15 protein-coding genes and 1 pseudogene are annotated in these 23,736 nt (G+C 71.8%); 6 read left to right on the top strand and 10 right to left on the bottom strand.

Features of this window, described 5'->3' with window-relative positions; genetic code table 11:
* Window positions 1–87 precede the first annotated feature (87 nt).
* Window positions 88–1,327, bottom strand: a pseudogene (mgt, locus tag ABD224_RS00105) (macrolide-inactivating glycosyltransferase).
* Window positions 1,328–1,486: 159 nt separating this feature from the next.
* Here mgt and ABD224_RS00110 point away from each other — a divergent pair.
* Window positions 1,487–2,350, top strand: a complete 864-nt coding sequence (locus ABD224_RS00110; RefSeq protein WP_344045287.1) for a phosphotransferase enzyme family protein — start codon at window positions 1,487–1,489, stop codon at window positions 2,348–2,350.
* A 98-nt stretch (window positions 2,351–2,448) separates the two neighbouring features.
* On the opposite strand, the gene ABD224_RS00115 is transcribed toward ABD224_RS00110, so the two are convergent.
* On the bottom strand, window positions 2,449–3,819 hold the full coding sequence (locus tag ABD224_RS00115; RefSeq protein ID WP_344045289.1) for a helix-turn-helix transcriptional regulator: 1,371 nt from the start codon (window positions 3,817–3,819) through the stop codon (window positions 2,449–2,451).
* 1,035 nt (window positions 3,820–4,854) lie between these two features.
* Here ABD224_RS00115 and ABD224_RS00120 point away from each other — a divergent pair.
* Complete coding sequence (locus ABD224_RS00120) at window positions 4,855–5,436, top strand: S1 RNA-binding domain-containing protein (protein WP_344045291.1); 582 nt, start codon at window positions 4,855–4,857, stop codon at window positions 5,434–5,436.
* 10 nt (window positions 5,437–5,446) lie between these two features.
* Here ABD224_RS00120 and ABD224_RS00125 read toward each other — a convergent pair whose 3' ends face one another.
* Both ABD224_RS00125 and ABD224_RS00130 read right to left on the bottom strand, forming a co-directional pair.
* Window positions 5,447–6,160, bottom strand: a complete 714-nt coding sequence (locus tag ABD224_RS00125; RefSeq protein WP_344045293.1) for a 3'-5' exonuclease — start codon at window positions 6,158–6,160, stop codon at window positions 5,447–5,449.
* 106 nt (window positions 6,161–6,266) lie between these two features.
* The gene (locus ABD224_RS00130; protein ID WP_344045295.1) at window positions 6,267–7,505 is read right to left on the bottom strand and encodes an SAV2148 family HEPN domain-containing protein; all 1,239 of its coding nucleotides are present in this window, start codon (window positions 7,503–7,505) and stop codon (window positions 6,267–6,269) included.
* A 346-nt stretch (window positions 7,506–7,851) separates the two neighbouring features.
* On the opposite strand from ABD224_RS00130, the gene glgX reads away from it, so the two are divergent.
* From glgX to ABD224_RS00145, 3 genes are all read left to right on the top strand, one after another.
* The gene (gene glgX / locus ABD224_RS00135; protein WP_344045297.1) at window positions 7,852–9,969 is read left to right on the top strand and encodes a glycogen debranching protein GlgX; all 2,118 of its coding nucleotides are present in this window, start codon (window positions 7,852–7,854) and stop codon (window positions 9,967–9,969) included.
* A gap of 293 nt (window positions 9,970–10,262) precedes the next feature.
* Window positions 10,263–12,725, top strand: coding sequence for a malto-oligosyltrehalose synthase (gene treY / locus ABD224_RS00140; RefSeq protein ID WP_344045299.1), 2,463 nt, complete (start codon window positions 10,263–10,265; stop codon window positions 12,723–12,725).
* 86 nt (window positions 12,726–12,811) lie between these two features.
* Window positions 12,812–14,053: a M14 family zinc carboxypeptidase gene (locus ABD224_RS00145; RefSeq protein ID WP_344045301.1), complete on the top strand. Its 1,242-nt coding sequence runs from the start codon at window positions 12,812–12,814 to the stop codon at window positions 14,051–14,053.
* 290 nt (window positions 14,054–14,343) lie between these two features.
* On the opposite strand, the gene ABD224_RS00150 is transcribed toward ABD224_RS00145, so the two are convergent.
* Window positions 14,344–14,937, bottom strand: coding sequence for a DUF1707 and FHA domain-containing protein (locus ABD224_RS00150; RefSeq protein WP_344045303.1), 594 nt, complete (start codon window positions 14,935–14,937; stop codon window positions 14,344–14,346).
* A 187-nt stretch (window positions 14,938–15,124) separates the two neighbouring features.
* On the opposite strand from ABD224_RS00150, the gene treZ reads away from it, so the two are divergent.
* Window positions 15,125–16,879 carry a malto-oligosyltrehalose trehalohydrolase gene (gene treZ / locus ABD224_RS00155; RefSeq protein WP_344045305.1) on the top strand — a complete coding sequence of 585 codons (1,755 nt, stop codon included), beginning with the start codon at window positions 15,125–15,127 and terminating at the stop codon, window positions 16,877–16,879.
* Between the two features lie 119 nt (window positions 16,880–16,998).
* Here the strand turns inward: treZ and ABD224_RS00160 are convergent, their stop codons facing one another.
* From ABD224_RS00160 to ABD224_RS00180, 5 genes are all read right to left on the bottom strand, one after another.
* Window positions 16,999–17,949 (bottom strand): aminoglycoside phosphotransferase family protein, encoded by a 951-nt coding sequence (locus tag ABD224_RS00160; RefSeq protein ID WP_344045307.1) that lies wholly within the window; start codon window positions 17,947–17,949, stop codon window positions 16,999–17,001.
* A 48-nt stretch (window positions 17,950–17,997) separates the two neighbouring features.
* Window positions 17,998–19,125, bottom strand: coding sequence for an aminopeptidase P family protein (locus tag ABD224_RS00165; protein ID WP_344045309.1), 1,128 nt, complete (start codon window positions 19,123–19,125; stop codon window positions 17,998–18,000).
* Window positions 19,126–19,321: 196 nt separating this feature from the next.
* A complete protein-coding gene (cyc2, locus tag ABD224_RS00170) occupies window positions 19,322–21,535 on the bottom strand; it encodes a germacradienol/geosmin synthase Cyc2 (protein WP_344045311.1) in 2,214 nt (737 codons plus the stop codon).
* Window positions 21,536–21,637: 102 nt separating this feature from the next.
* Window positions 21,638–22,825, bottom strand: a complete 1,188-nt coding sequence (locus ABD224_RS00175) for a damage-control phosphatase ARMT1 family protein (protein ID WP_344045313.1) — start codon at window positions 22,823–22,825, stop codon at window positions 21,638–21,640.
* Between the two features lie 30 nt (window positions 22,826–22,855).
* Window positions 22,856–23,503: a ScbR family autoregulator-binding transcription factor gene (locus ABD224_RS00180; RefSeq protein WP_344045315.1), complete on the bottom strand. Its 648-nt coding sequence runs from the start codon at window positions 23,501–23,503 to the stop codon at window positions 22,856–22,858.
* Window positions 23,504–23,736: the final 233 nt, after the last annotated feature.

Below are 23,736 nucleotides of genomic sequence, written 5' to 3' on the forward strand. Positions count from 1 at the left end.
GCACAGGGCCCGTCGGCCGCGGGGGAGCCGACGGGCCCTTCGCGGACACCGGCACCTCGTCACTGGTACTCCCCTGCCGGGGTTCTGTCACCGGCGGCCGGCGGGCAGTTCGGCCTCGATGAGATCGGCCGCCCGCCGCGTCCCGCCCTCCTGGGCCATCTCGGCCTGGACGGCCTTCAGCCGCCGTGCGACCCCGGGGTCGTCGACCAGGGCGAGGGCGGCGGCACGCAGAGCCTTTGCGGTCGCCTGTTCCTTGGGGATGTGCCGGGCGACGCCGAGGTCCTGGAGCATGTCCGCGTTGCCGAACTGGTCGACGGCCTGCGGCACGGCGATCATCGGCGTGGCGGTGGCCAGGCCCTCCTGGCTGCCGCCGGCACCGGCGTGCGTGACGAACAGGTCGGCCTGGCGCAGGACCGCCATCTGCGGCACCCAGGACCGTACGTCGACGTCGGCGGGTACGTCGCCGAGTTCGGCGGGGTCCACATGCCGGCCGATCTGGAGCACCAGGTGCCAGCCCGGCAGTCCGGCGAAGGCCCGGATGCACTCCCGGTAGAAGGCGGGCTGCCTGGTGAAGGCCGAGCCGAGCGAGACGAGCACCACCTTCTCGGCCCCGGCCGGCCGCTGCCAGTCCCCCTCGGCCGAGCGGTCGCCCTGGCAGGCGCCGACGAAGGTGTACACCTTCTCGTCGACCCGGTCGGCGTGCGGCTGCAGTACCCGTGGGATCAGGACGAGCGAGCGGGCGGGGCGGCCGACGAAGGGGTCCGGGTGCTGGGTGATCCCGTTCTCCCTCAGCCAGGCCTCGAAGCGGGCGTAGTAGGCCCGGCCCCGTTCCGTCCGCCGGGGTTCCGCCCACATCGGTTCGGCGGCCTCCTCCTCATAGCCCTCCCAGGCGACGAGGCTCGGTGAGAGGGAGATCGCTGGCACACCCCAGCGGTGGGCGAGGACCCGGGCCGGGTAGGCGGCGATGTCGTACAGGACCAGGTCGGGCTCGTCGCCCTCGTAGGCCTTGCTCAGCTGGGGCAGGGCCTGGATCGCGTCGTCCAGGAACGGCTCGACGTGGTCGAGCAGCGTGGTCCCCCAGGCGGACGGGTCGTCGTCGGGCGAGGGCAGCGTGGAGTGCCAGAGTTTCACCTCGGCTCCGGTCCCGGCGACCTTGTCCGCGAACACCGGCGGGATGGCGTAGGTGACCCGGTGCCCGCGTGCGACGAGTTCCCGGATCACCTCCAGGCTGGGGTTCACGTGTCCATGGGCGGCGATGGAGAACATGGCGATATGGGCACCGGTCGTCATGCCGCTCACCATGAGCGAGACGGGATGCCGTGTTCAAACGTTTTACGGCGCCGGACTCCGGACCGCCTAGCCCGCGGTACCGGGCGCCGTCCGTGACCTGTGCGAATGCGACACTGACCGGCGAACGGCAGGTTTTCCGGGACGGACGCCCCGCCCCGGCTGCCGCGCACGGACACGGACAACGGAGGCACAAAGGATGGACGAGGCACGGGCACGGGAGGTGCTGGCCACGGCGGGGGTCGTGTCCGGTTCGGGGCGGGACGCCCGGCTGCTCGCCCTGGGCGAGAATGCGGTGTTCGCCGTCGGGGACCTCGTCGTGAAGGTGGGCCGTGACGCCGAGCTGCTGGAGCGGGCGCGGCGGGAGCTGCGCATCGCGGTGTGGCTGGCCGAGGCCGGGGTGCCCGCCGTGCGGGCCGCCGAACCCGAGGCCGTTCTCGTCGAGGGGCATCCGGTGACCTTGTGGCATCGGCTGCCCGAGCCGGTGCGTCCCGCCGAGCCACGGGACCTGGCCGAGCTGCTGCGCCTCGTCCACGCTCTGCCCGCTCCCGGCTTCGAGCTGCCATCGCGTGAGCTGCTGGGCGGCGTGGAGCGCTGGCTGCGGCTCGCGGGCGACGCCATCGACCCGGCCGACGCGGCGTTTCTGCGTGAACGCCGCGACGGCTTCGCGGCGGCGGCCGCCGCGCTCACCCCCCATCTGCCGCCGGGCCCGATCCACGGCGACGCGCTGCCGCGCAATGTGCACGTCGGCCCGGACGGCCCCGTCCTGGTCGACCTGGAGACCTTCTCGGCCGACCTGCGTGAGCACGACCTGGTGGTCATGGCCCTGTCCCGGGACCGCTACGGCCTGCCCGCCGAGGCGTACGACTCCTTCACCGATACCTACGGCTGGGACGTACGGGAGTGGGAGGGCTGCTCGGTGCTGCGCGGGGCCCGGGAGACGGCCAGCTGCGCCTGGGTCGCCCAGCACGCGCCGAGCAACCCCAAGGCACTGGCCGAGTTCAAGCGCCGGGTGGCGTCCCTGCGGGACGAGGATCCCACGGTGCGCTGGTACCCCTTCTGACGGGGCGGGCCTTCCCCGTGATTCCCCGTGACGGCCTCCCGATGACGGCTCAAACGCCCCGCCCGCAAGCTCCCCTCAGCGGCCATCGTGCATGACAGCTATGCAAGGGCGCCGACGCGGTGGGCGAACGCCTGTACGCCGGGGAGGGTACGGTCGTGGCGCATGAGCCCGGCGACCATGGTTCGGACCGCGTCGCGGCGGACCTCCTGGGGCGCCGCGTGCTCGGCGGCAAGCAGGGCTCGATAGCAGCGATCGGGTTTGCCCCATTGGCCGAAGGCGCGGGCAACGTCGATCCAGTATCGGGCCCGGCGCTCGGCGGTGGGCAGGGCAGCGGCATCGACGCGGCGGGCGTGCTCGACGGCTTGGCCGGCGTCGCCGAGCAGGTGACTGATCGAGACCTGGTGCAGGAGGACCTGGCTGGGGCCGAAGACGGTACCGCGCAGCAGCGCGTCATGGCCGAGTTGTCCGGCGGTGGCCCGGGCCTCGGCGATGAGGGCGTGTGCGGTGTGCCGGTCGCCCTGTTTCGCTGCGGTGTAGGCGGCGGTGGCGTACAGGTTCCCCTGGACGGAGAGCCGCTCGGTTGCGTCGGTGGTACGGTCACCGGCCAGGTTCTGGGCAGCGGTGACGGCAATGTCGGTGGCGCGGGCGTAGTGTCCCTGGCGGCGCCAGGCGGACGAGACCATGCGGTGGGCCTCGGCGACGGTGAGGGCGTCCGCACCGCTGAGAGCCGCGGTGAGGGCTCGGTCGGCGGTGACGGCGGCCAAACCGTCCTCACCGAGCTTGATGCACAGACGGGTCGCGGCGCTGTAGAGCTCGGCGACTGCGGTTGCCGCCTGCTCCGGGTGACCGTCGGCGCCAAGGGCATGAGCAAGGGCGATCCGGGCCGGGAGTGCGCGAGCGAGGGCGTCGTAGCGGCAGGCGCTGAAGTCCTGCCGGGATGCTTCCACCGCTGCGGTGACGGCTGACGGGGTGGGATCCAGGGCGAGGGCTTGGCCTTGCTGTCGATGGAGCAGCAGATCCTCCAGGCCGGACAGGCTCGGCTTCGCCGGAACGTGGGCAGCGGCCGGAGGTCCGAGGACCGCGCCGGTGGCGGCCCCGGCCAGGGTTGCCAGGAGTTCGCGGCGTTGCACCGGGTCGCCCCCCTCTTCGCCGAACAGGGCCTGTGTGCCCACCCTAACGGCACCGGGCCGGTTCGGTGTTGCTCGCTGGTGCGGTGGCGCGAGACCGAGCAGGTGCGGCGGGATGTCCAGACAGGCGGCAAGGCGCTGAAGCAGCAGCACGTCACGCATGGGTTGTTTGCCGCGCTCCATCCGTGACAGGGAAGCGGCCGTATAGCCGACCTGCTTGCCGAGCTCGGCGAGCGTGATGTCGGCCGCGCGGCGGGCCAATCGGACGATCGCGCCGGCATCACGGCGGACGAGGGCGTCACGCATGGCCGCTGAGCGCCAGATCGGGTGGATGCTGTCCACTGCTCACCTCCTGCCGGGCTCATTGTTCCGTCAAGCCGCCCGCCGGCACGGGAAGTTGCAAGCCGTTTACGCCGCGTGCAAACCGTGTGCGCGCCAGGAGGCCGCACCTGCCCTTGGCGGGCGGGCTGCGGTGTTCTCGTGAACACGGGCGGCGCGCACCGGAGCGAGCCGCGGCACTCCCCCAAGAGGTGAACCACATGCAGGAGAACCCAGCTGCCCAGAGCGTGTGGACGTCGGTCACCCACGCGACGCCACTGAAGCGGGACGCGATGTACGACCATCGCGCCCAGCAGGCCGCCTTGGGCATCGAGATCCACCACACCGACGGTCGGACCACCGAGTCGGTGCTGATCCTGACCCCGGACCAGGTGGAGCTGTACGCCATTCAGTTCGAACAGCTCATCGCCAAACGCGAACAGGCCCGCCGGACGGGCTGTGACAGCGCACACCTCATCACGGCACGGAGGCACTGTGCACGACACCCTGTCAAAGGGCTCGCCGACCGGACTGCGCTGGTCACCAGTGGAACCGGGCTGATCAGCAGGCCGTCGCGGCACTGGCCGGCATCCTCGCCACGGCCGAATGGCCTCCGCCTCCCCGCACAGTGCACCGCCGTTCGCGGCGGCGCACTCGGAGACGGTCGCACCCCCGTCACGGAAACCCCGGCGATCCCGCAGGACGAGCGCTGGGAGACAGCCGAACGGAGCCTGGCCGGAGTAGGCCGGCAACGCCTCCCGCCGACGCCGTGTCACGGAGAGCACCCTCGACGCGGTACGCGCCACACTCACGCCACGCGCCAAGCTGACGGTCCGGCCGGGCCTGTGCACCGGCATCGACGCAGTCCTCGGCACGCTTCCCGACGATGGTCCCGCAGAACTCGTCCAGGAGGACGGGAACGGAGCCATCACCAGCGTGATCACCGGAAAAACCGAGTACTGGGCACTGGCCGCCCAGGCAGCGGGCGCTCGGACCACTGCTCCCCGCCCCTGGACATCGACTCACGTCACCCGCTGTTCACCGCTGCACTGCCCGCCGATGACAGCGTTCTACGGGCCCGGTGGAGGACCGAGCAGACTCCCAGGCGACCGGAACCGGGCCTTCCTGAGGACTCTCCGCCGCGGGCAGATCGTCACTGGCGTGGTCACGGAGATCGCCGACTTCGGCGTCACCTTCGTGGACATCGGCGGCTTCACCGCAATGATCGACATTCCGGAGCTGTCCTGGAGGCCTATCGATCACCCGTCCGACGTCGTCACCGTCGGACAGGAGATCTCGGCCGAGATCCTCGGCATCGACATGACGAGAGAGTGTGTGACGCTGTCCTTGAAGGCGTTGCAGGACGACCCGATGCCGCAGCTCATCCAGCAAGTCGGTCACGTCGTCACCGGTGTCGTGACGAAACTCGTACCGTTCGGCGTCTTCGTCCGTATAGAGGACCGGAAGAACGGCTTCGAAGGGCTCGTACCCACCACTGAGCTGTCCGAGGAACCCGTTGCCGATCCCGAGGACGTCATTCAGGTCGGCGCCTCTCTCGCCGTGAAGATTCTCGACGTCGACCCCACCCGGCGGCGCATCACTCTCTCCCACCTGCAGGCTCTCGCGCACGGAAAGGCGTGACCGGCCCGGGTCATCGGCTGGGCGGGACGACCGGCCAAGCCGACTCGACGACTGCCGTCGGGTTCGTGGTCCGCCTCAGGTACGCCTGCAAAGAGGCCGACTGCTCAGCCGCCGCTCGTACCTGGAGGTCGTACAGGTCCGCCAAGGACATCATTCCGATGGGCCGGTACTTCTCCCCCATGCGTCGCGCCACACGGGCCGCGGCCACCGCGTCCGCCTTCGCATTGTGTGCGTCGTCGAGCGGCACGCCGTAGTACGCGCACAACGCGTGGAGGGCACGCTTGCCCTTCCGGTACTTGTCGACGTGCTTGTCGATCACCAGGGGATCGACGACCGGCGAGGGGCCGGCGCCCAGCCGCTCACCGAGCGGCTCCAGCCCGTACCTCCGGCACTCACGGTCCAGCAGTGACAGGTCGTAGCGCGCGTTCATCACGACCAGAGGTGTCCCCGCGTGCAGGGTCTCGGCGACGACCTGTGTGATCTCCTCGATGGCGCACGGGGCCGGGACCCCCTGCTCGCGGGCGTGCTCCGTCGAGATGCCGTGGATCGCCGCAGCCTCCTCGGGTATCGCCACCCCCGGATCGAGCAGCCAGGTCCGCTCCGTCGAGACGGCCCCGTCCGGCTCCAGGCCCACGACCGCTGCGGTGACGATGCGGTCGGTCTCGATGTCCGTGCCCGTGGTCTCCAGGTCGAAGCCGATCAGCAGCTCCCGGTGCCAGCCCATGGCGGCCCCCTCCTCGTGGTGCTTCCCCCAGTGGCCTCCACGATCGCACGGGCCACTGACAGGCCGAGGGCCGCGCTCCGCTTTCCACCCGGAAAGCGGAGGCGTTTCAGGACACCGGGCGCGAGTCCTCCCACATCAGCTCGAATTCCTCGCGGTAGGAGGAGAAGAGCCCGCCCTCGTCGGCCTCGCCCGACTTGACCACCCTGGTGCCGTTGCGCAGGACGAACACCGGGGTCTCCATGCCCCGGCTGCGCCGCAGATAGGACTGCACGACCGCGATGCCGTCCGGGCCGTCGCCGTCCACCAGGTAGGCGGTGGCACGGGGGGTCTCGTCGTAGACCTGGATCTCGAAGGCCCCCGGGTCGCGCAGCCGGGAGCGCACCCGCCGCATGTGCAGGATGTTCATCTCCACCGAGCGGCTCAGCTCGCCGCGCTTGAGCCCGAGCTCGCGCTCGCGCCGCTTCACCGCACTGGAGGCCGGGTTGATGAACAGCAGCCGCACCCGGCAGCCGGACTCGGCGAGCCGGACCAGGCGGCGGCCGGAGAAGTTCTGCACGAGCAGGTTCAGCCCGATGCCCATGGCGTCCAGCCGGCGGGCGCCGCCGAAGATGTCCTCGGCCGGGAACTGGCGCAGCAGCCGGACCCGGTCCGGATGCACCGCGACCACGTCGGCGTACCGGTCGCCGACCAGGTCCTCCACCGCGTCCACCGGCAGCCGCCGCGCGGAGGGCACGTCACTGCTCGTGCCGAGGATGTCCAGCAGCCGTGCGGAGGCACGCTCGGCCTGGGCCAGCACGGCCTCGGACAGGGCCCGGTTGCGGGAGACGACGTTGCGGGTCACCTCCAGCTCGTCCAGGGCGAGCTCGAGGTCCCGGCGCTCGTCGATGTACGGCTCGAAGCACGGCCAGTGCTGCACCATCAGCTCACGCAGCTGCGGCAGGGTGAGGAAGCTGATCACGTTGTCGTCGGCCGGGTCGAGCAAGTACCCCTTGCGGCGGCTGACTTCGCGCACCGCGACCGCCCGCTGCACCCACTCCTGGCCGGCCGGTCCGGCTGCGGCCACCACCCAGTCGTCGCCGTGAACGGGCTCGTAGACGGGCCGCAGGACGGCGGTCACGACGGCGCGCAGCCGCTGCTCGACGAGATTCAGCCATATGTAGGCCCGGCCGGCCCGCTGAGCTCGTGTGCGCACCTCGTGCCAGGCGTCGGCGTCCCAGTCCAGCTCCGGTCCGATGGCACCCGCGCTCATCGGCCGGGCCAGTGACACCGTGCCGGGCGGGACCCCTGTGGAGCCCCCCTCATGACCTCCGTCACCAGGGGGCAGCTCCAGCCCTCCCGAGCCCACCCGCACACCGCCTTCCACTCCCCCGGGCCCTCCCCGTCTCAACGATCAAGGAAGGGTACTCCGGGAGTGGCGCGTGATGCAGCCTGATGCACGGCTCGTTTCCCAACTTCCTTACGTTGAGCGCCTGTTCTGCTAGGGCTGGGCCAGTGGAGTGAGCGGATTCATAGCCGCGACCTTGACAGAAGCGACCTTCTGTGCATAGATCTCCCCCCTTTTCCCATCGGTCACAGGAGCACCCGAATGCCCCCGTGGGAAGGGGCCGGATTCACCGGTGGGCGTCTCCCTTTCGGGGAGACTCGAGGCGGAGGGACACCAACGGCGCCGTACACCTGAAAGAGTCGTATCCATGCAGGTCTGGCCTGGAGAGGCGTATCCACTCGGTGCCACGTACGACGGTGCCGGCACCAATTTCGCGGTCTTCACGGAGGCCGCGGACCGGGTAGAGCTGTGTCTGCTGCACGACGACGGCTCGGAGACGGCGGTGGAGCTGCGGGAGAGCGACGCGTTCGTCCGGCACGCGTACGTGCCCGGCGTCATGCCGGGCCAGCGGTACGGGTTCCGGGTGCACGGCCCGTACGACCCCGGGCGCGGGCTGCTCTGCAACCCCGCGAAGCTGCTGCTCGACCCGTACGCACGTGCGATCAGCGGCTCGGTCCAGTGGGGGGAGGAGGTGTACGGCTACCACGCCGACGACCCCGAACGGCGCAACGACCTGGACTCGGCGCCGTACACCATGACCTCCGTCGTGGTGAACCCGTACTTCGACTGGGGCGACGACCGGCCGCCCCGGCGCGGCTACCACGAGACGGTGATCTACGAGGCCCATGTCAAGGGTCTCACCATGCTGCACCCGGAGCTGCCCGAGGAGCTGCGCGGCACCTATGCGGCGCTCGCCCACCCGGCGATCATCGAGCATCTGACCGAGCTGGGCGTCACCGCGCTGGAGCTGATGCCCGTCCACCAGTTCGTGAACGACCACCGTCTGGTGGACATGGGCCTGAGCAACTACTGGGGCTACAACACGATCGGCTTCTTCGCCCCGCACAACGCCTACGCCTCCTGGGGCGACCGCGGCCAGCAGGTGCTGGAGTTCAAGTCGGCGGTCAAGGCGCTGCACGAGGCGGGGATCGAGGTCATCCTCGACGTGGTCTACAACCACACCGCCGAGGGCAACCACCTGGGTCCGACGCTGTCCTTCAAGGGCATCGACAACCCCCGCTACTACCGGCTCACCGACGACCCGCGCTACTACATGGACACCACGGGCACCGGGAACTCCCTGCTCATGCGGTCCCCGCACGTGCTCCAGCTGATCATGGACTCGCTGCGGTACTGGGTCACCGAGATGCACGTCGACGGCTTCCGCTTCGACCTGGCGGCGACCCTGGCGCGGCAGTTCCACGAGGTGGACCGGCTGTCGTCGTTCTTCGACCTGGTCCAGCAGGACCCGGTGGTCTCCCGGGTGAAGCTGATCGCCGAGCCCTGGGACCTGGGCGAGGGCGGCTACCAGGTGGGGAACTTCCCGCCGCTGTGGACCGAGTGGAACGGCAAGTACCGCGACACCGTCCGGGACCTGTGGCGGGGCACCCCGCGGACGCTCGCGGAGTTCGCCTCCCGGCTGACCGGCTCCTCGGACCTCTACCAGAACGACGGCCGCCGCCCGCTGGCCTCGATCAACTTCATCACCTGCCACGACGGCTTCACCCTGCACGACCTGGTGTCGTACAACGACAAGCACAACGAGGCCAACGGCGAGGACAACCGGGACGGCGAGAACTACAACCGGTCCTGGAACTGCGGGGTGGAGGGCGAGACCGACGACCCCGGGGTGCTTAAGCTGCGGGCCCGGCAGATGCGCAACTTCATCGCGACGCTGATGCTGTCCCAGGGCGTGCCCATGCTCAGCCACGGCGACGAGTTCGCCCGCACCCAGCGGGGCAACAACAACGCCTACTGCCAGGACAACGAGCTCACCTGGGTGCGCTGGCCGGAGCCCGGCGAGCACGGCGGCGACCTGCTGGACTTCGTACGGGCGATGGCGGCGCTGCGCCGGGACCACCCGGTGTTCCGCCGGCGCCGCTTCTTCCACGGGCGGCCGGTGGAGGGCACCCACGACGAGCTGTCCGACATCGCCTGGTTCACCCCCGAGGGCCGGGAGATGACCCAGCAGGACTGGGACTCGGCACAGGCCTCCGCGCTGACCGTGTTCCTCAACGGCGACGCGATCTCGGAACCCGGCCCGCGCGGGGAGCGGATCACCGACCACTCCTTCCTGCTGCTGTTCAACGCCTCGCCGAAACCGCTCGAGTTCGTCGTGCCGCTCGCTCACGGGCGGCAGTGGCAGGTGGTGGTCGACACCGCCCGCACGGACCCGGTCCCGCCCGGCACCGGGCCGAAGGTGCGGGCCGGGGACCGGCTGACGCTGATGGACCGCAGCCTGACCGTGCTCCAGCTGTCGGCGTAGGAGCCGAGCCCCGGCGGCCGGCACAGGAGCTGATGCCCGGCAGTCGGCACAGGAGCTGATGCCTTGTCATAGGGCTTGATGCCCTGTTCGGGCAGTGTTCCCCGCTCCGGCGGCGCTCTCATCGGGTGATGCCCTCGTTCGGGCGATGCCCCGTTCGGGCAAGGACGCGCCCCAGAACCGGTGCCTATCCGGGCAGGGCCGGAGCACGTGGCGGACGGGTGGGGTCCCGGGAGCACACGGCGGACCGGGGCACTCGGGGGCACAAAAGGACGCCGGGCGGGTACGTAGCTCGCATGACCTCCGAGCACCCCGCCCCCGCCCGTCGTGTGCCCACGGCCACCTACCGGCTCCAGCTCCAGCCCGGGTTCCCGTTCGCGGCCGCCGCGCGGACCGTGCCCTATCTGGCGTCGCTCGGCGTCTCCCATCTGCACCTGTCCCCCGTCCTCCAGGCCGTGCCGGGCTCCCCGCACGGCTACGACGTCGTGGACCACACGCGCGTGCGCGACGAGCTCGGCGGCGAGGAGGGCCTGCGGGCACTGTCGCGCACCGCGCGGGAGCACGGGCTCGGCCTGATCGTGGACATCGTCCCCAACCACATGGCCATGGCGCCGCGGCACAACCACGCCCTGTGGGAGGTGCTGCGGGAGGGACCGGCGTCACCGTACGCACGCTGGTTCGACATCGACTGGGAGGCCCAGGACGGCAAGGTGCTGCTGCCGGTGCTCGGCGGGCCGCTCGGCAGGGAGATCGGCGCGCTGAAGGCGGACGGCGGCGTCCTGCGCTACCACGAGCATGCCTTCCCGCTGCGCGAGGGCACCGAGCGGCTGCCGCTGCCGGAGCTGCTGGACGCGCAGTGGTACCGCCCGGTGTGGTGGCGGCTGGCCCGTACGGAGCTGAACTACCGGCGCTTCTTCAGCATCTCCGAGCTGATCGGGGTACGGGTGGAGGACCCGGAGGTGTTCGAGGCGACCCACGCCAAGATCCTCCAGCTGCTGCACGAGGGCGTGATCGACGGGCTGCGCGTCGATCACCCCGACGGACTCGCCGACCCGGACGGCTACCTCGAACGGCTGCGCGAGGCGACGGGCGGGTGCTGGACGGTCGTGGAGAAGATCCTCTCCGACGGCGAGCACCTCCCGGCGGCCTGGCCGGTCGCCGGCACCACCGGCTACGACGCCCTGCGACACGTCGACGGCCTGTTCATCGACCCGACGGGAGCCGCCGACCTGATCGCCCGGTACCGGCGGTTCGCCGCCCCGCCGACCGACCGCGGCGGTGACTGGGAGGCGACGGTGCGGCAGGCGGCCCACGAAGTGATCACCCATGAGCTGGCCGCCGAGACGGAACGGCTGACCCGGGTGGCGAGCCGGGTGTGCACCGCCTCACCGGACCCGGCCCTGCGCGACCGTGCCCCCTGGGCGCTGCGCACCGCGCTGCGGGAGCTGCTGGTCCGCCTCGAGGTCTACCGGCCGTACACCTCCGTGGACCCCGCCTCGGTGGTCACCGAGGAGGCCGCCGAGGAGGCCCGGCTCGCGTTCACGGTGCCGGAGGAGGGCGAGGCCGTCGACGTCGTACGGGACCTGGTGACGGGGCGGGCCGGGGAGGGGCCCGACGCCGTGGAGCTGCGGGCCCGGTTCGCACAGACCGCCTCCGCCCTGCGCGCGAAGTCCGTGGAGGACACCGCGTACTACCGGTACGTGCCGCTGCTGTCGGCCAACGAGGTCGGCGGCGAGCCGGGGCGCCCGGCGGTGTCCCTGGAGGACTTCCACGCGTACTGCGCGCGTGTTCAGCGCGACTGGCCGGTCACGGGGACGGTGGTCTCCACGCACGACACCAAGCGCAGCGCCGACGTCCGGGCGGCGCTGGCGGTGCTGACCGAGTGCCCGGAGCGCTGGGCTCAGGCGCTCGCCGAGGTGTCCGGCGGCGGAGAGGACGCACCGGACGCCCACCTGGCGTGGGCGGCCTGGCAGACGGTGTTCGGCCTCGGCCCGGCGGACAAGGGGGCGGACGGGGGACGAGGCGGGCGGCAGGGCGCGGAACAGCAAGGGGAACAGGCTGGGGAGCAGGCCGGGGAACAAGCCGGGAAGCAGGACCGGGAGCAGTACGACGAGCGGGTGCGGCAGGCTCTGCTGAAGCATGTGCGTGAGGCGGGCCTCCGCACCAGCTGGACGGAGCAGAATCCGTCCTACGAGGAGGCCGTGGAGCGCTTCGTCGCCGAGGGCCCGTGCGGGGCACCGGCCGCGCGGATGGCCGCTCTGCGCAGCGCACTGGAGCCGCACATCCGGGCGAACATCCTGGGCACGGCCCTGGTGCACCTGACGATGCCGGGCGTACCGGACGTCTACCAGGGCACCGAGGGCGAGTACCGGGCGCTGGTGGACCCGGACAACCGGCGGCCGGTACGGATCCCTCCCGCCGCCCCGGACGAGAAGGCCGCGGTGACGGCCGCGGCACTGCGGCTGCGCGCACGGCGGCCGGAGGCCTTCGGGGAGACGGCGGCCTACGCGCCGCTGCTCGCCGAGGGACCGGCGGCACACCACTGCGCGGCCTTCGTCCGCTCGGGGCAGGTGGTGACGGCGGTGACCCGGCTGTCGCTGCGACTGGCGGAGGCAGGCGGCTGGCGCGACACTCGGCTGCCCCTGCCGCCGGGCCGGTGGGCGGACGTGATGACGCCGGGGCGGGAATTCGAGGGGCACGTACACCTGGAACAGCTCTTCGAGCGGCTTCCGGTGGCCCTGCTGGAGCACATCGCCTGACCGTCGGCGAATCGCTTGACAGTTCACACAGTTCCGTGGGGTACTGCGGAAACGAAGCAAGGCGGACGGATCGGGGGTGAGTCTCCTTGCCGGCACCACGCTATCCGAGCGTTCCCGAACTGGTCGCCTTCGCACGTGCGCTGGCCGCTCACCGGCCCGATCTGTGCGTCCTTAAGGAGGTCGGCCTCTCCCGCGCGGGCAGACCGCTGCACCTGCTGTCCATCGGACACGCACGGCGTGCCGTGCTGGTGGTCGCCGGTGCCCACGCCAACGAACCCACCGGAGGCTCCACCCTCCTCGCCCTCGCCCACCGCGTGCTGCGCGAACCGCCGTTGCGGGCGGACATCTCCTGGCACTTCCTGCTCTGCGCGGACCCGGACGGGGCGAGCCTGCACACCACCCCGGCCCCGCGCAGCCTGCTCGACTACCACCTCGGCTTCTTCCGGCCGGCCGGACCCGAGCAGCCGGAGTGGTCGCCCGCCGTCCTGCCGCCCGACCGGCTGCCGCCCGAGACACGCGCGCTGACCGGCGTCATCGACGCGGTGCGGCCCTACCTCCAGGTGACCCTGCACGGCACCGACCTGGGCGGAAGCTGGGTGCAGTTGACCAAGGACATGCCCGGACTGGCGGAGCCGTTCGTCAAGTCGGCGGCCCGGTTCCGCATACCGGTGGAGACCGGCGCCTCCGACGCGGCGGGCTGGCCCGCCTCCGGCCCCGGAGTGCGGGTGATGCCGGCCCCCGGCACGGAACTGGCGTACCCGAGCCTGCCGGACGACGCCCGGCACAGCACCTGGTACCACGCACACCGCTACGGCGGCATGACCGCGGTCGTGGAGGTGCCGATGTGGGCGAGCGACCTGGTGGACGACCCGGCCCCGCACCCCGACCCGGCCACGGCGATACGACGGCTCGCGCACCGGCTGCTGCGGGACGCGCGCGAGGTGGAACTCGTCCTCGCCGACGCACTGCCCCGCCTGCACGGCGCCGACGGGCCACTGCTGCGGGCCGCGAAGTGGGGACTGAGCCTGGTGCCCGGACTGGCCGCCGACTGGATCCGCACCCCGCCGGCCGACACGACGATGGCCTACGTCGGCAGCGTGGACGCGTTCGGCCGCCGCCTGCCGCTGCGGTCCGCGGCCATGCTGCTCCGGGTACTGCGCGAGGCCGACGACCGTGCCGCACCGGGGCTGGAACGGCTGGTGACGATGTGGAGCGAGGCGTTCGCGGAACGGTTCCAGGCACGCTGGGTGCCGTTGGAGCACCAGGTCGAGCACCAGAGCCGGACGGTGGTGGCAGCGGCACTCGAGGCGCGAGAAATGTCAAGGTGAGCGGGCTGCTTGGATGGCTCGGGCTGCTTGGATGGCTCGGTCGCCTACGGGCGCCAGAAGCCGGTGTCGAGAGCCCGAACGTGCTCAGCGCTTCGCGCCTCCGCGCGTTCGGGCTCTCGACACCGGCGCGCCCTTCGGCTCCCTCGCGGCCGACGCGTGGGGACAGGGGGCGTGGGTGGGCCCGTACCCCGGATGGGGCTTCAGGGGCGCCGTCACCCTGGCCGGAGCTTTGAAGTGGTCCCCAGAACGTTGAAGTGGCTTGTGAAGTGGTCCGTCACTTTGGCAAGGCTTTATGCAGGCCCTCGTCCTCGCCCGAGGCCGGGGCCGGGAGGCAAGGGAGCCGAGAGCCGGAATGCCATCTGGCCGAACGACACCTGGTCGCCCTCGCGTACGACGGCCGCGCCGATCACGCGCCGCCCGTTGACGGTCGTGCCGTTGGTCGAGCTCAGGTCTCTCAGCACCCACATCCCGCCCTGGTGGCACAGCTCGGCGTGGACCCGGGAGACCGTCTCGTGGGTCAGCCGCAGGCCGCAGCCCGGATCACGCCCTATGCGCAGCGCATGGCCGCTGCCGGGGTACGGCAGCAGCAGCTTGGGCAGCCGCTCGGCCTGCCAGGCCCTGCGCAGCCGTACGGTGAAGCCGGACACCGCCTCGACCGTGCCGAACACCAGCCGGGACAGCCGGCCCTCGGCGGGCAGGTCGGCGGTGAGCGCGGCGAGTTCCTCCGAGGTGCGGGCGGTCAGGGCCAGTTCCATGCGGCGCATGAACGTGTCGTGCGACAGCCGGCCCATCGCGACGCCGTCACGCAGGATCTTCAGCGCCTTGTCACGCTCCGCGTCGGACAACCGTGCGGGAGGCGTATGAAATTCGAAGGACGACGTCACGGGGGTGATTGTCGGTCAGCGGGCCGCATGTGTCCAGCAGAGTCCGGTCCGCAGCGGCGCCCCGTGGGGCGGACCCGGCGGCGCCTGAAACAACCTGAAACAAAAGGGAGTTTTCACCAGCGGATTGATCTCGTATGGAGGACGATGGGCGGAGCCATCACGGTGAGCGAACGAAGGGAAACCGTCCGTGCAGTTCGAGGTGTGGGCACCGCAGGCCGACCGGGTGACGCTCCAGTGCGACGGCGTCACGCGCGCGTTGGAGCGCGATCCGGAGCGGGCGGGATGGTGGACCGGCGAGGCGGAGGCGGGCGACGGCTCGCGCTACGGGTTCGCGCTGGACGACGGTCCGGTGCTGCCGGATCCGCGTTCACGGCGGCAGCCGGACGGCCCCGACGGGCTGAGCGCCGTCGTCGAGCACGGACGGTACACCTGGCGCTCCGGTGCATGGGCCGGGCGTCCGCTGCCCGGGGCGGTGCTCTACGAGCTGCACATCGGCACGTTCACCCGGGAGGGCACCTTCGACGCGGCCGCCGAGCGGCTGGAGCATCTGGTGGAACTGGGCGTCACTCATGTGGAGTTGATGCCCGTATGCCCGTTTCCCGGGCGGCATGGGTGGGGGTACGACGGTGTCTCGCTGTGGGCGGTGCACGAGCCGTACGGCGGTCCGGAGGGGCTGAAGCGCTTCGTCGACCGGGCACATGAACTGGGGTTGGGCGTGGTCCTGGACGTGGTGCACAACCATCTGGGCCCCTCCGGCAACCATCTGCCGCGTTTCGGGCCGTACTTCACCGACACCCACCACACCCCGTGGGGCGCCGCCGTCAATCTGGACGCGCCCGGCTCGGACGAGGTGCGGGCCTGTCTGATCGGCAGCGCGCTGGCGTGGCTGCGCGACTACCGGATCGACGGGCTGCGTCTGGACGCGGTGCACGCGCTGGTGGACACACGCGCGCGTCACTTCCTGGAGGAGCTGTCCGCGGCCGTGGACGCGCTCTCGGCGGACCTGGGCCGTCCGCTGTTCCTGATCGCCGAGTCGGACCTGAACGATCCGCGGGTCATCACCCCGCGCGCGCAGAACGGCCTCGGTCTGCACGCCCAGTGGAACGACGACTTCCACCACGCGCTGCACGCGGCGCTGACCGGCGAGTCCCAGGGCTACTACGCCGACTTCGCGCGGGCCCCGCTCGCGGCGGTCGCCAAGACGCTCACGAACGGCTACTTCCACGACGGGACGTACTCCAGCTTCCGCGGCCGTCGTCACGGCCGTCCGCTGGACCGCACACGGGTGGCCGGGCACCGGCTGATCGGCTACAGCCAGACCCACGACCAGGTCGGCAACCGGGCCCGGGGCGACCGTCTGTCCACGCTGCTCACGCACTCCCCCGGGCTGCTGGCCTGCGCGGCCACGCTGACGCTGACCGCGCCGTTCACGCCGATGCTGTTCATGGGCGAGGAGTGGGCGGCCGCCACGCCGTGGCAGTACTTCACCGACCACACCGACCCAAAGCTCGCCGAGGCCGTGCGCCGGGGCCGGCGCCGGGAGTTCGCCGAGCACGGCTGGGCGGCCGAGGACGTGCCCGATCCGCAGGATCCGGCGACCCGGGACCGGTCCTGCCTGGACTGGTCCGAGCCGGAGCGGGAGCCGCACAGGCGTGTGCTGGCCTGGTACCGGCGGCTGATCGCGCTGCGCCGCGAGCAGCCGGACCTCACCGATCCGGATCTCGCGGACACCAAGGTGGCCTTCGACGAGAACGCCCGCTGGCTCGCCTTCCGGCGCGGGGATGTGCTCGTGGCGGTCAATCTCGGCGAGAAACCGGCGGCCATCCCCCTGGGGGCCCGCCCGGCCGAGGTGCTGGCGGCCTGGGAGCCGGTGACGGCGCCCGGTCCGGACGGGCTGCTGCACGTGCCCGGCCAGTCGTGCGTGGTGCTGGTGCAGCCCTGAGCGCCGGGGGGGGAGGGCGGGCGCGCCGGGCCGGTGGCCAGGGGGTGTCGTGCGGATCGGGCCGGCTGCGCCGGGCGGTGCCTGGTGGGCGACCTGCGGCACGATCCACACGACACCCCCTACGGCTCCTCGCCCGTGGTGGCCCTGAATTCCGTGACCCGCTCCAGCAGGATCGCCTCCCAGGCGTGGCGCAGCTGGTCCCTGAGGAGCGGCAGCGGACTGCCGTCGCGGCCCTCGAGGCGGTCGGCGAGGCGGATCAGGGTGTCGCAGCGGGCCAGCCACAGGCCGCGCAGGCAGGACCGGGCGCCGTAGCCGGCCAGGGTGGCGGCGCGCACGGCGGCCGGGGCGCCGACGGCGACGGCGAGGCCGGCGATGTCCTCGGCGGGATCGCCGATCACCGCGCCGGTCCAGTCCAGGACGCCGCGCACCCGGCCGTCGGCGCTCACCACCAGGTGCTCGCTTCTGAGATGGTGGTGGAGGAGCACGTCGGTGCCGCGCTGGGCGACGAGCTGGGCCGCGGCGGCCGCGGTGAACTGGGTCATCCGTGCGGGGTCGAACTCGTCGGCGGCCCCGAGGCGCTCGGCGCAGTGCACGGCCATGCGGCGCAGCGCCCCCAGGGAGCGCGGTGCGACGCGTGGCACGCCGAGTGCCTGGGCCTGCCGGACGGGCACCTCGCGCAGCCCGGTGAACAGTCCGGCCAGGTCGTCCTCGCCGAGGGCGGACACGTCGTGCTCGCCGGCCGTGCCGCCGGTGATCCTGGTGTCCAGCGTGTACGTCAGCCCCGGCGCCCACTCCCCGTGCGCGACGCTGGCCGGGACGGTGATCCGCAGGTGGGGGCGGATCAGGTCGCGCAGGCGCAGCTCGCGGCGCTGGCGCAGCGAGGCCTCGCGGTCGGGGGCCAGACGCAGCACATGGCGGGTGCCCACCCACCATGTGAAGTGCCCGCCCTCGACGACGGGCCGGACCTCGGGTCCGGCGGCGGTGTCGGCCTGGTCCTGGAGGCCGTCCTTGAGCAGGGTGCGGACCAGCCGGCGGGCGGTGTCCGCGGTGGGTGTCGGTGCCTGGGTCATCGTCGCGCTGTGTCGTTCCGGTCGGTAGGGACGGGTGCTGCCCGTCGGTCAGTCCACTGTCACCATCTCGCGGGTCGTGTTGTTGAGGCGGCGGCCTCCGTCCTCCGTCACGGTGACGATGTCCTCGATGCGCACTCCGAAGCGGCCGGGCAGGTAGATGCCGGGTTCCACGGAGAAGCACATGCCGGGGACGAGGGGCTGCTCCTCGCCCTCGACCAGGTACGGCGGCTCGTGCGTGGTGACGCCGATGCCGTGGCCGGTGCGGTGGATGAAGTATGCGCCGTACCCGGCCTCCTCGATGACCGCGCGGGCGGCCCGGTCGACCTCCTGGCAGGCGACGCCGGGGCGCACCGCCCGGAAGCCGGCCTCCTGGGCCTCGCGGACGATGTCGTGCACCCGCCGTTCCTCGTCGGTGGGCTCGCCGACGTGCACGGTGCGGGTGGTGTCGGAGCCGTAGCCGTCCTTCAGACCGCCGAAGTCGAGGACGACCATGTCACCGTGCTCGATGACGCGGTCGCCCATCTCGTGGTGCGGGTTGGCGCCGTTGGGGCCGGAGCCGACGATGGTGAAGTCGACCCGGGAGTGTCCGAAGCGGCGCAGCAGGTCGGCGAGGTCGGCGCCGACCTCGCACTCGCGGCGGCCGGCGAACGGCATGGTCCGGATCTCCTCGAACGCGGCGTCGGCGGCTGCTCCCGCCGCCGCGAGCAGGTCCACCTCGGCCGCGTCCTTCACCGCGCGCAGCATCGGCAGGGCCTCGGTGAGGGAGGCGTAGGAGGTGTCGGGCAGCGCCTTCTGCAGGCCGAGCAGGTGCATGGCCCAGGTGTTGTCGCTGATGCCGAACCGGCCGTCGCCGTCGAGCAGATCGGCCGTGATCGCGTAGGGGTCCGTGCCGTCGGTCCAGTCGCGCAGGGTCAGGGCGGACGCGCCGGCGGCCTTGACGGCGTCCGGGGCCTCCAGGGTGGGGACGACGAGGACCGGGTCCCGTCCGGGGGTGAGAACGAGCAGGGTGAGCCGTTCGGTGTCGGCGGGGGGCGCGTAGCCGGTCAGCCACACCAGGTCCGGGCCCGGTGCCACCAGCAGGCCGGCCAGTCCGGCGTCGTCGGCCGCCTGGACGGCGCGTTCCATGCGGGCCCTGTAGTCGTCGGCGGTGAAGGGCGCGGGCGCGATGCCGGTCATCCGGGCCTCCGTGTACAGCGGGAACGGCGGTGAGGGCTACGGACAGCATCCTGCCCGGTCACGTGGTGCGACGCGAACCGGCCGGGGTTCTGGCGGCGGGCGCGGGCCGTTCGGTCGTCGTCGACGACGACCGGACGGCCCGGGTCCCGTGCCGTCGTCGTGTCCGGGGTGCCGGGCGACCGCCTTCGGCGGGGTGTCAGCCCACGAGGAGGGAGCCGGCGGGGCGGACGGGGGCCGGGGGGCGGTCCGGGAGGAAGGCATGGGTCCGGGTCCGCAGCCACTCGTCCTTGTAACGGTCGGCCTGCCGGTGCCAGTTGAGGATGCCGGCCATCCAGTTCTGCAGGTCGGTGACATAGCCCCGCAGGGTCGTGCGGGCCTCCTCGGAGAGAGCGAAGTCCTCGCAGAGGACGGGGAGTTCGTGCGCCACCACATGCTCGAACTGGCGCATGCGCTGGGTCATCAGGTCGCGGACGACGTCGAGTGCGGCCGGGTAGTCGATGCCGAAGAAGTGCTGGACGACGAGGATCGCGTTGTGGATCTCGCCCTCGTACTCGATCTCCTTCTGGTACGAGAAGACGTCGTTGAGGAGGCAGGCGTAGTCGGCGGCCGCGTTCTCCAGGGAGCGGACCGGGCCGCTGCGGTGGACCTCGGGCGGGATGGCCGGGCCGTGGCCCATCCGGCACAGGCTCAGGGTGAGGTCGGAGCCGAAGGTGGCGCGTCGCATCTCCAGGTAGTCGACCGGGTCGGGGATGCGGTTCTGGATCTGGTTGGACAGCTCCCACACCCAGCTCTCGGTCATCGTGTCGATCGCCTTTTTGAAGGTGCGCCGCTGGTCGGGGGTCATCTCGGCGGTGGTGCGCGCCCACAGGTCGGTCAGGGCGCGCTCCATGGCGTTCACGGGGACGGGCGGTGTCTCCCCCTCGACGGGCATGCAGGCCGACAGCCGGGCCGTGGTCGTCTTCGCGGCGGCCAGGTCGCGGCGGTGGCCGTAGACCAGGGGGTAGTAGTCGTCGCCGTAGGTGCCGAAGGCGAGCCACTGCGCGCTCAGGTCGAGGGCTTCGGGGGTGGCGTCGGGGTCGAGGCCCGCCGAGCACAGCGCGAGGTCACAGGCGGCGAGCCTGTCCTCGTCCCACACGCCCTCCGCGAGGATGCCCATGCGCCGGCACCACTCGGCCAGGGTGCGGCGGGCCCTGTCCAGGTGCGGGCTGAGCTGGAGGGGGTAGGGCATGTACAGGTCGGGGATGCGGGAGGGGCCGACCTTCTGGAAGGGCACGTGCGTGTAGGCGCGCAGCCTTCTGTGCTCCTGCCGGAGCGGTACGGCGGACGTCCCGGTGGCGCCGGCCGCCGCGAGCAGCGTGCTCACGTCGGCCGCGGAGGTGCCGGAGCCGGTGAGGCGCTGCCAGGGGGCGGTGGGACGGGCGCGCTCGTTCATGTACCGGCTGGAGCGCATGTGCCACTCGTGGCCGCCGGACTGCCAGTCCTGCAGCCCCTTGATGTAGGCCGCCACCGCCGCGACCTCGTCCGGGGTGAGGCCCTTCTCCACGGCCAGCGCGGGGACTTCGGTGAGCGCGGTGTGCTCGAACTGGTGCAGCCGGGAGGTGAGGACGTCGTTGACGAGCTCGGCGGCCTCCTGGGTGGTGCAGCCGAAGAAGGTCTCCAGGACCAGGACGCCGTTGCTGAGCTCTCCCTCGTCCTCGACCTCCCGCTGGTAGGAGAACAGGTCGTTGCGCAGGTGCACGGCGTCGGAGAAGGTCTCCATCAGCACCCTGAGCGGCCGGGACCCGGCGACGGAGGCGGGCACTTCGGCGGTCGCGTACTCCACGAGCCCCGCCGACCAGGGCGCGCCGCCGACCTTGCGGCGCATCTCGATGTACTCGACGGGGTTGGCGATCCGCCCCTCGTTGATGTTGGACAGCTCCCACAGGGACTCGTTCAGCAGGTGCTCGGTCGCCACCGCGAACCGCCGGCGCCAGTCGGCCGACATCGACGGCACCGTACGGGCCCACAGGTCGGCGAGCCCGGCCTCGACCGGGTTCTGCGGCTCGGGCACGGGCGTGGCGAGGTCCAGCGGCATGAACAGGGGAAGCCGGTCCAGGTGCTCCTTGCCGCCGGTGCGGTCCTGGCCGCGTTTGAAGGTCTCCAGGAAGTGGTCGTCGAAGAAGAAGACCCACACGTACCAGTCGGTGATGAGGGACAGGGCGGGGCCGTCGCAGTCGGGGTGGGTGTAGGCGCAGAGCAGTCCGTAGTCGTGCGCGTCGAGGTCGGCCTGCTCCCAGATCCCGGAGCCCTCCAGCATGCCCATCTCGCGCGCCCACTGCGTCGAGTGGGCGCGGGCCTCGTCGACGTGCGGGTTGAGCCGCGCGGGATACGGCATGTAGAAGTGCGGGAGTTCGAAGGGCTGCTGCGTCATGGCCGGGCCCTACCCGTGACACCCCGGCACCATCCACGGGCCCGGTCCCGATCACACCTTCGCGTGAACCGGCCGTGAACCGCCGTGCAGCAGGGGCTGTTCTCAGGTTCTGACCTGGATCAGCGCATGGGTGCCGCTGACGCGCCAGCGTCCGTCCCCGGTGGCGTCCAGCGCGGCCTGCGTGGACGCCTCCAGACCGGTGATCACGTCGGACTTCAGGGTGCGCAGGGCGGCGACGGGGCCGGGGAAGTGGGCGGTGACGTCCGCGAACGGCGTGGTCGGGGGCCACAGCCGGTCACCGACCAGACGCCGGTAGTTCAGGTCGCCCTTGAGCACGGTCAGTGCGGCCGCGGCGAACTCCTCGCGCAGGTCGCCGGGCATCGCGGCGTACGGCAGCGGGGCGCAGAAGAAGGGGTGGGTCCGGACCGTGAGCCGGCCGTCGGTCATCGCCGCCCACAGGCGGCGCCCGTATCCGGCGGCCGCTCCGGGGGCGCCGGCCAGCCGGCGCACGGCGTCGACGACATCGGCGGTGGTGGCGTCGGAGACGTAGTACGGGTACGGCTTGACGTGCAGGACCGCCCGTTCGATACGGCCGTGGGCGAGGAGGTGGGCGACGAGGAGGAGGTCGGGGACGAGCTCGCGGCCCGCGTTGTCGGCGACCAGGCAGAGCGTGCCGGCCTGGGAGGGCGGCAGCAGCGACCAGAGCGTCGCGCTGTCGTCGGCGACCAGGCCGGGGGCCGGCTGCGCGGTCCCCGGCGCCGAGGCGCTCTCCGCCGAGAGCCGGAAGCCCAGATCGGCGCGGTTGCCCCAGAGCGAGCCGTGCAGCAGGGCCGCGGCACGCTCCGGTGCCGGCTCCCTCTCCAGCGCGTCCAGGGCCGCCAGTTCCTCGTCCGTCTCCGGGGAGTCGAGTTCGGCGAGCTTGAACGGACGGAAGGGGTCGATGCCCTGCCAGGGGCCGGGCGCGAAGTAGCCGACGGCCTCCAGGAGGCGGCGGTAGAAGTAGCTCTCGGACCACAGCCACGGCACCTCGAACCAGGACCGGCCCGTGTACTGATCGAGTCCCCAGGACCGCCAGCGGTCCCGGTCGGGTGCGTCGGCGGGAAGGTCCTCGATCACGCCTTTCGTGCAGCTGTCCAGCAGCGCGTCGAGGGCGCGGTGCTGCTCGGGGCCGTAGGGGAAGGCCTCCCGCACCTGCCGGATGATGGCCGGGTGCCGCTCGGCCAGCACGCTGTGCGGGAAGGAACCGGGCTCGTCGGCGCGGAGCACGGGCGCGGAGGGGGTTGCGGGCATGCGCCTCACCGTACCGCGCGGGTCAGCGGGTCACACGACGGCGATCTCCCGCTCCAGCCGTGTGGCGAGGCTCAGATAGCGGGGGCGCCGGTGCACCGGCACCAGGCCGCGGATCAGAAGGTGCCACATCTCGGTCGTCCTGCGGGGCAGCCGTGCCAGGGGTTCCAGGGACCGGCCGGCGACCCGGGTGCCGACGAAGAAGCAGACCATGGAGTGCGCGACGGCGTGGACGTCGACGTCCGGCTGTATGTCGTACTCCCGTGCGGCGCCGAGGAGTTTGCGGGTGATGATCTCCAGCCACTCGGTGAAGGGGTGCCGCAGCGGCGGGCGTACCTCCACGCCTCCGGTGGCGAGCCGCAGACCGGCCCGGATGATCGGGCCCTCCACGGCGAGCCGGGTGAGCGCGTAGGTGATGCGGATCAGGGCCTCCAGCGAGGAGCAGCCGCGCTCGTCCACGTCACTGGTCACCTGGTGGGCGGCCTGGGACTGCAGCTCCATGATGGCCTGGGCCAGGTCCTCCTTGGCCGCGAAGTGGAAGTACAGGGCGCCCTTGGTGACCTTCGCGTGCGCGACGATGTCGCTGAGGCTGGTGCGCTCATAACCCTTCTGGTCGAACAGCTCGGCGGCGGCTTTGATGATCGTCGCGCGAGTCTGCTCGGCGCGTAACTGCCTCGGCATCGACAGGACACTCCCGGGGCCGTGACGAACGGGGCATGCCGTTTGTTCTCACTCGCGTACACGATAACCCACGGCCCTGCGGCGTCCATCCGCCTCCTGGGGACCACTTGGATCTTCAACAGCACTTTGTCACAAGCGTCTTGATCTCGCATGGCGGTCCCGGCGCCCCGTCCGCCTTCCGGTCCGTCGCTCCCGCGCCGGCCGTAAGGACACCTTTCCGGTCCTGCCGGACG

Origin of the sequence: Streptomyces thermoalcalitolerans (assembly GCF_039525155.1) — a bacterium.
Taxonomy (GTDB): Bacteria; Actinomycetota; Actinomycetes; order Streptomycetales; family Streptomycetaceae; genus Streptomyces; species Streptomyces thermovulgaris.

What these genes read in the sequence shown, in the direction of transcription:
- ABD224_RS00180 (WP_344045315.1), bottom strand. Translation starts at nt 23,503, where the DNA reads ATGCCGAGGCAGTTACGCGCCGAGCAGACTCGCGCGACGATCATCAAA.
- treY (WP_344045299.1), top strand. Translation starts at nt 10,263, where the DNA reads ATGACCTCCGAGCACCCCGCCCCCGCCCGTCGTGTGCCCACGGCCACC.
- ABD224_RS00160 (WP_344045307.1), bottom strand. Translation starts at nt 17,949, where the DNA reads ATGACCCAGGCACCGACACCCACCGCGGACACCGCCCGCCGGCTGGTC.
- ABD224_RS00120 (WP_344045291.1), top strand. Translation starts at nt 4,855, where the DNA reads ATGACAGCGTTCTACGGGCCCGGTGGAGGACCGAGCAGACTCCCAGGC.
- glgX (WP_344045297.1), top strand. Translation starts at nt 7,852, where the DNA reads ATGCAGGTCTGGCCTGGAGAGGCGTATCCACTCGGTGCCACGTACGAC.
- cyc2 (WP_344045311.1), bottom strand. Translation starts at nt 21,535, where the DNA reads ATGACGCAGCAGCCCTTCGAACTCCCGCACTTCTACATGCCGTATCCC.
- ABD224_RS00125 (WP_344045293.1), bottom strand. Translation starts at nt 6,160, where the DNA reads ATGGGCTGGCACCGGGAGCTGCTGATCGGCTTCGACCTGGAGACCACG.
- ABD224_RS00165 (WP_344045309.1), bottom strand. Translation starts at nt 19,125, where the DNA reads ATGACCGGCATCGCGCCCGCGCCCTTCACCGCCGACGACTACAGGGCC.
- ABD224_RS00110 (WP_344045287.1), top strand. Translation starts at nt 1,487, where the DNA reads ATGGACGAGGCACGGGCACGGGAGGTGCTGGCCACGGCGGGGGTCGTG.
- ABD224_RS00175 (WP_344045313.1), bottom strand. Translation starts at nt 22,825, where the DNA reads ATGCCCGCAACCCCCTCCGCGCCCGTGCTCCGCGCCGACGAGCCCGGT.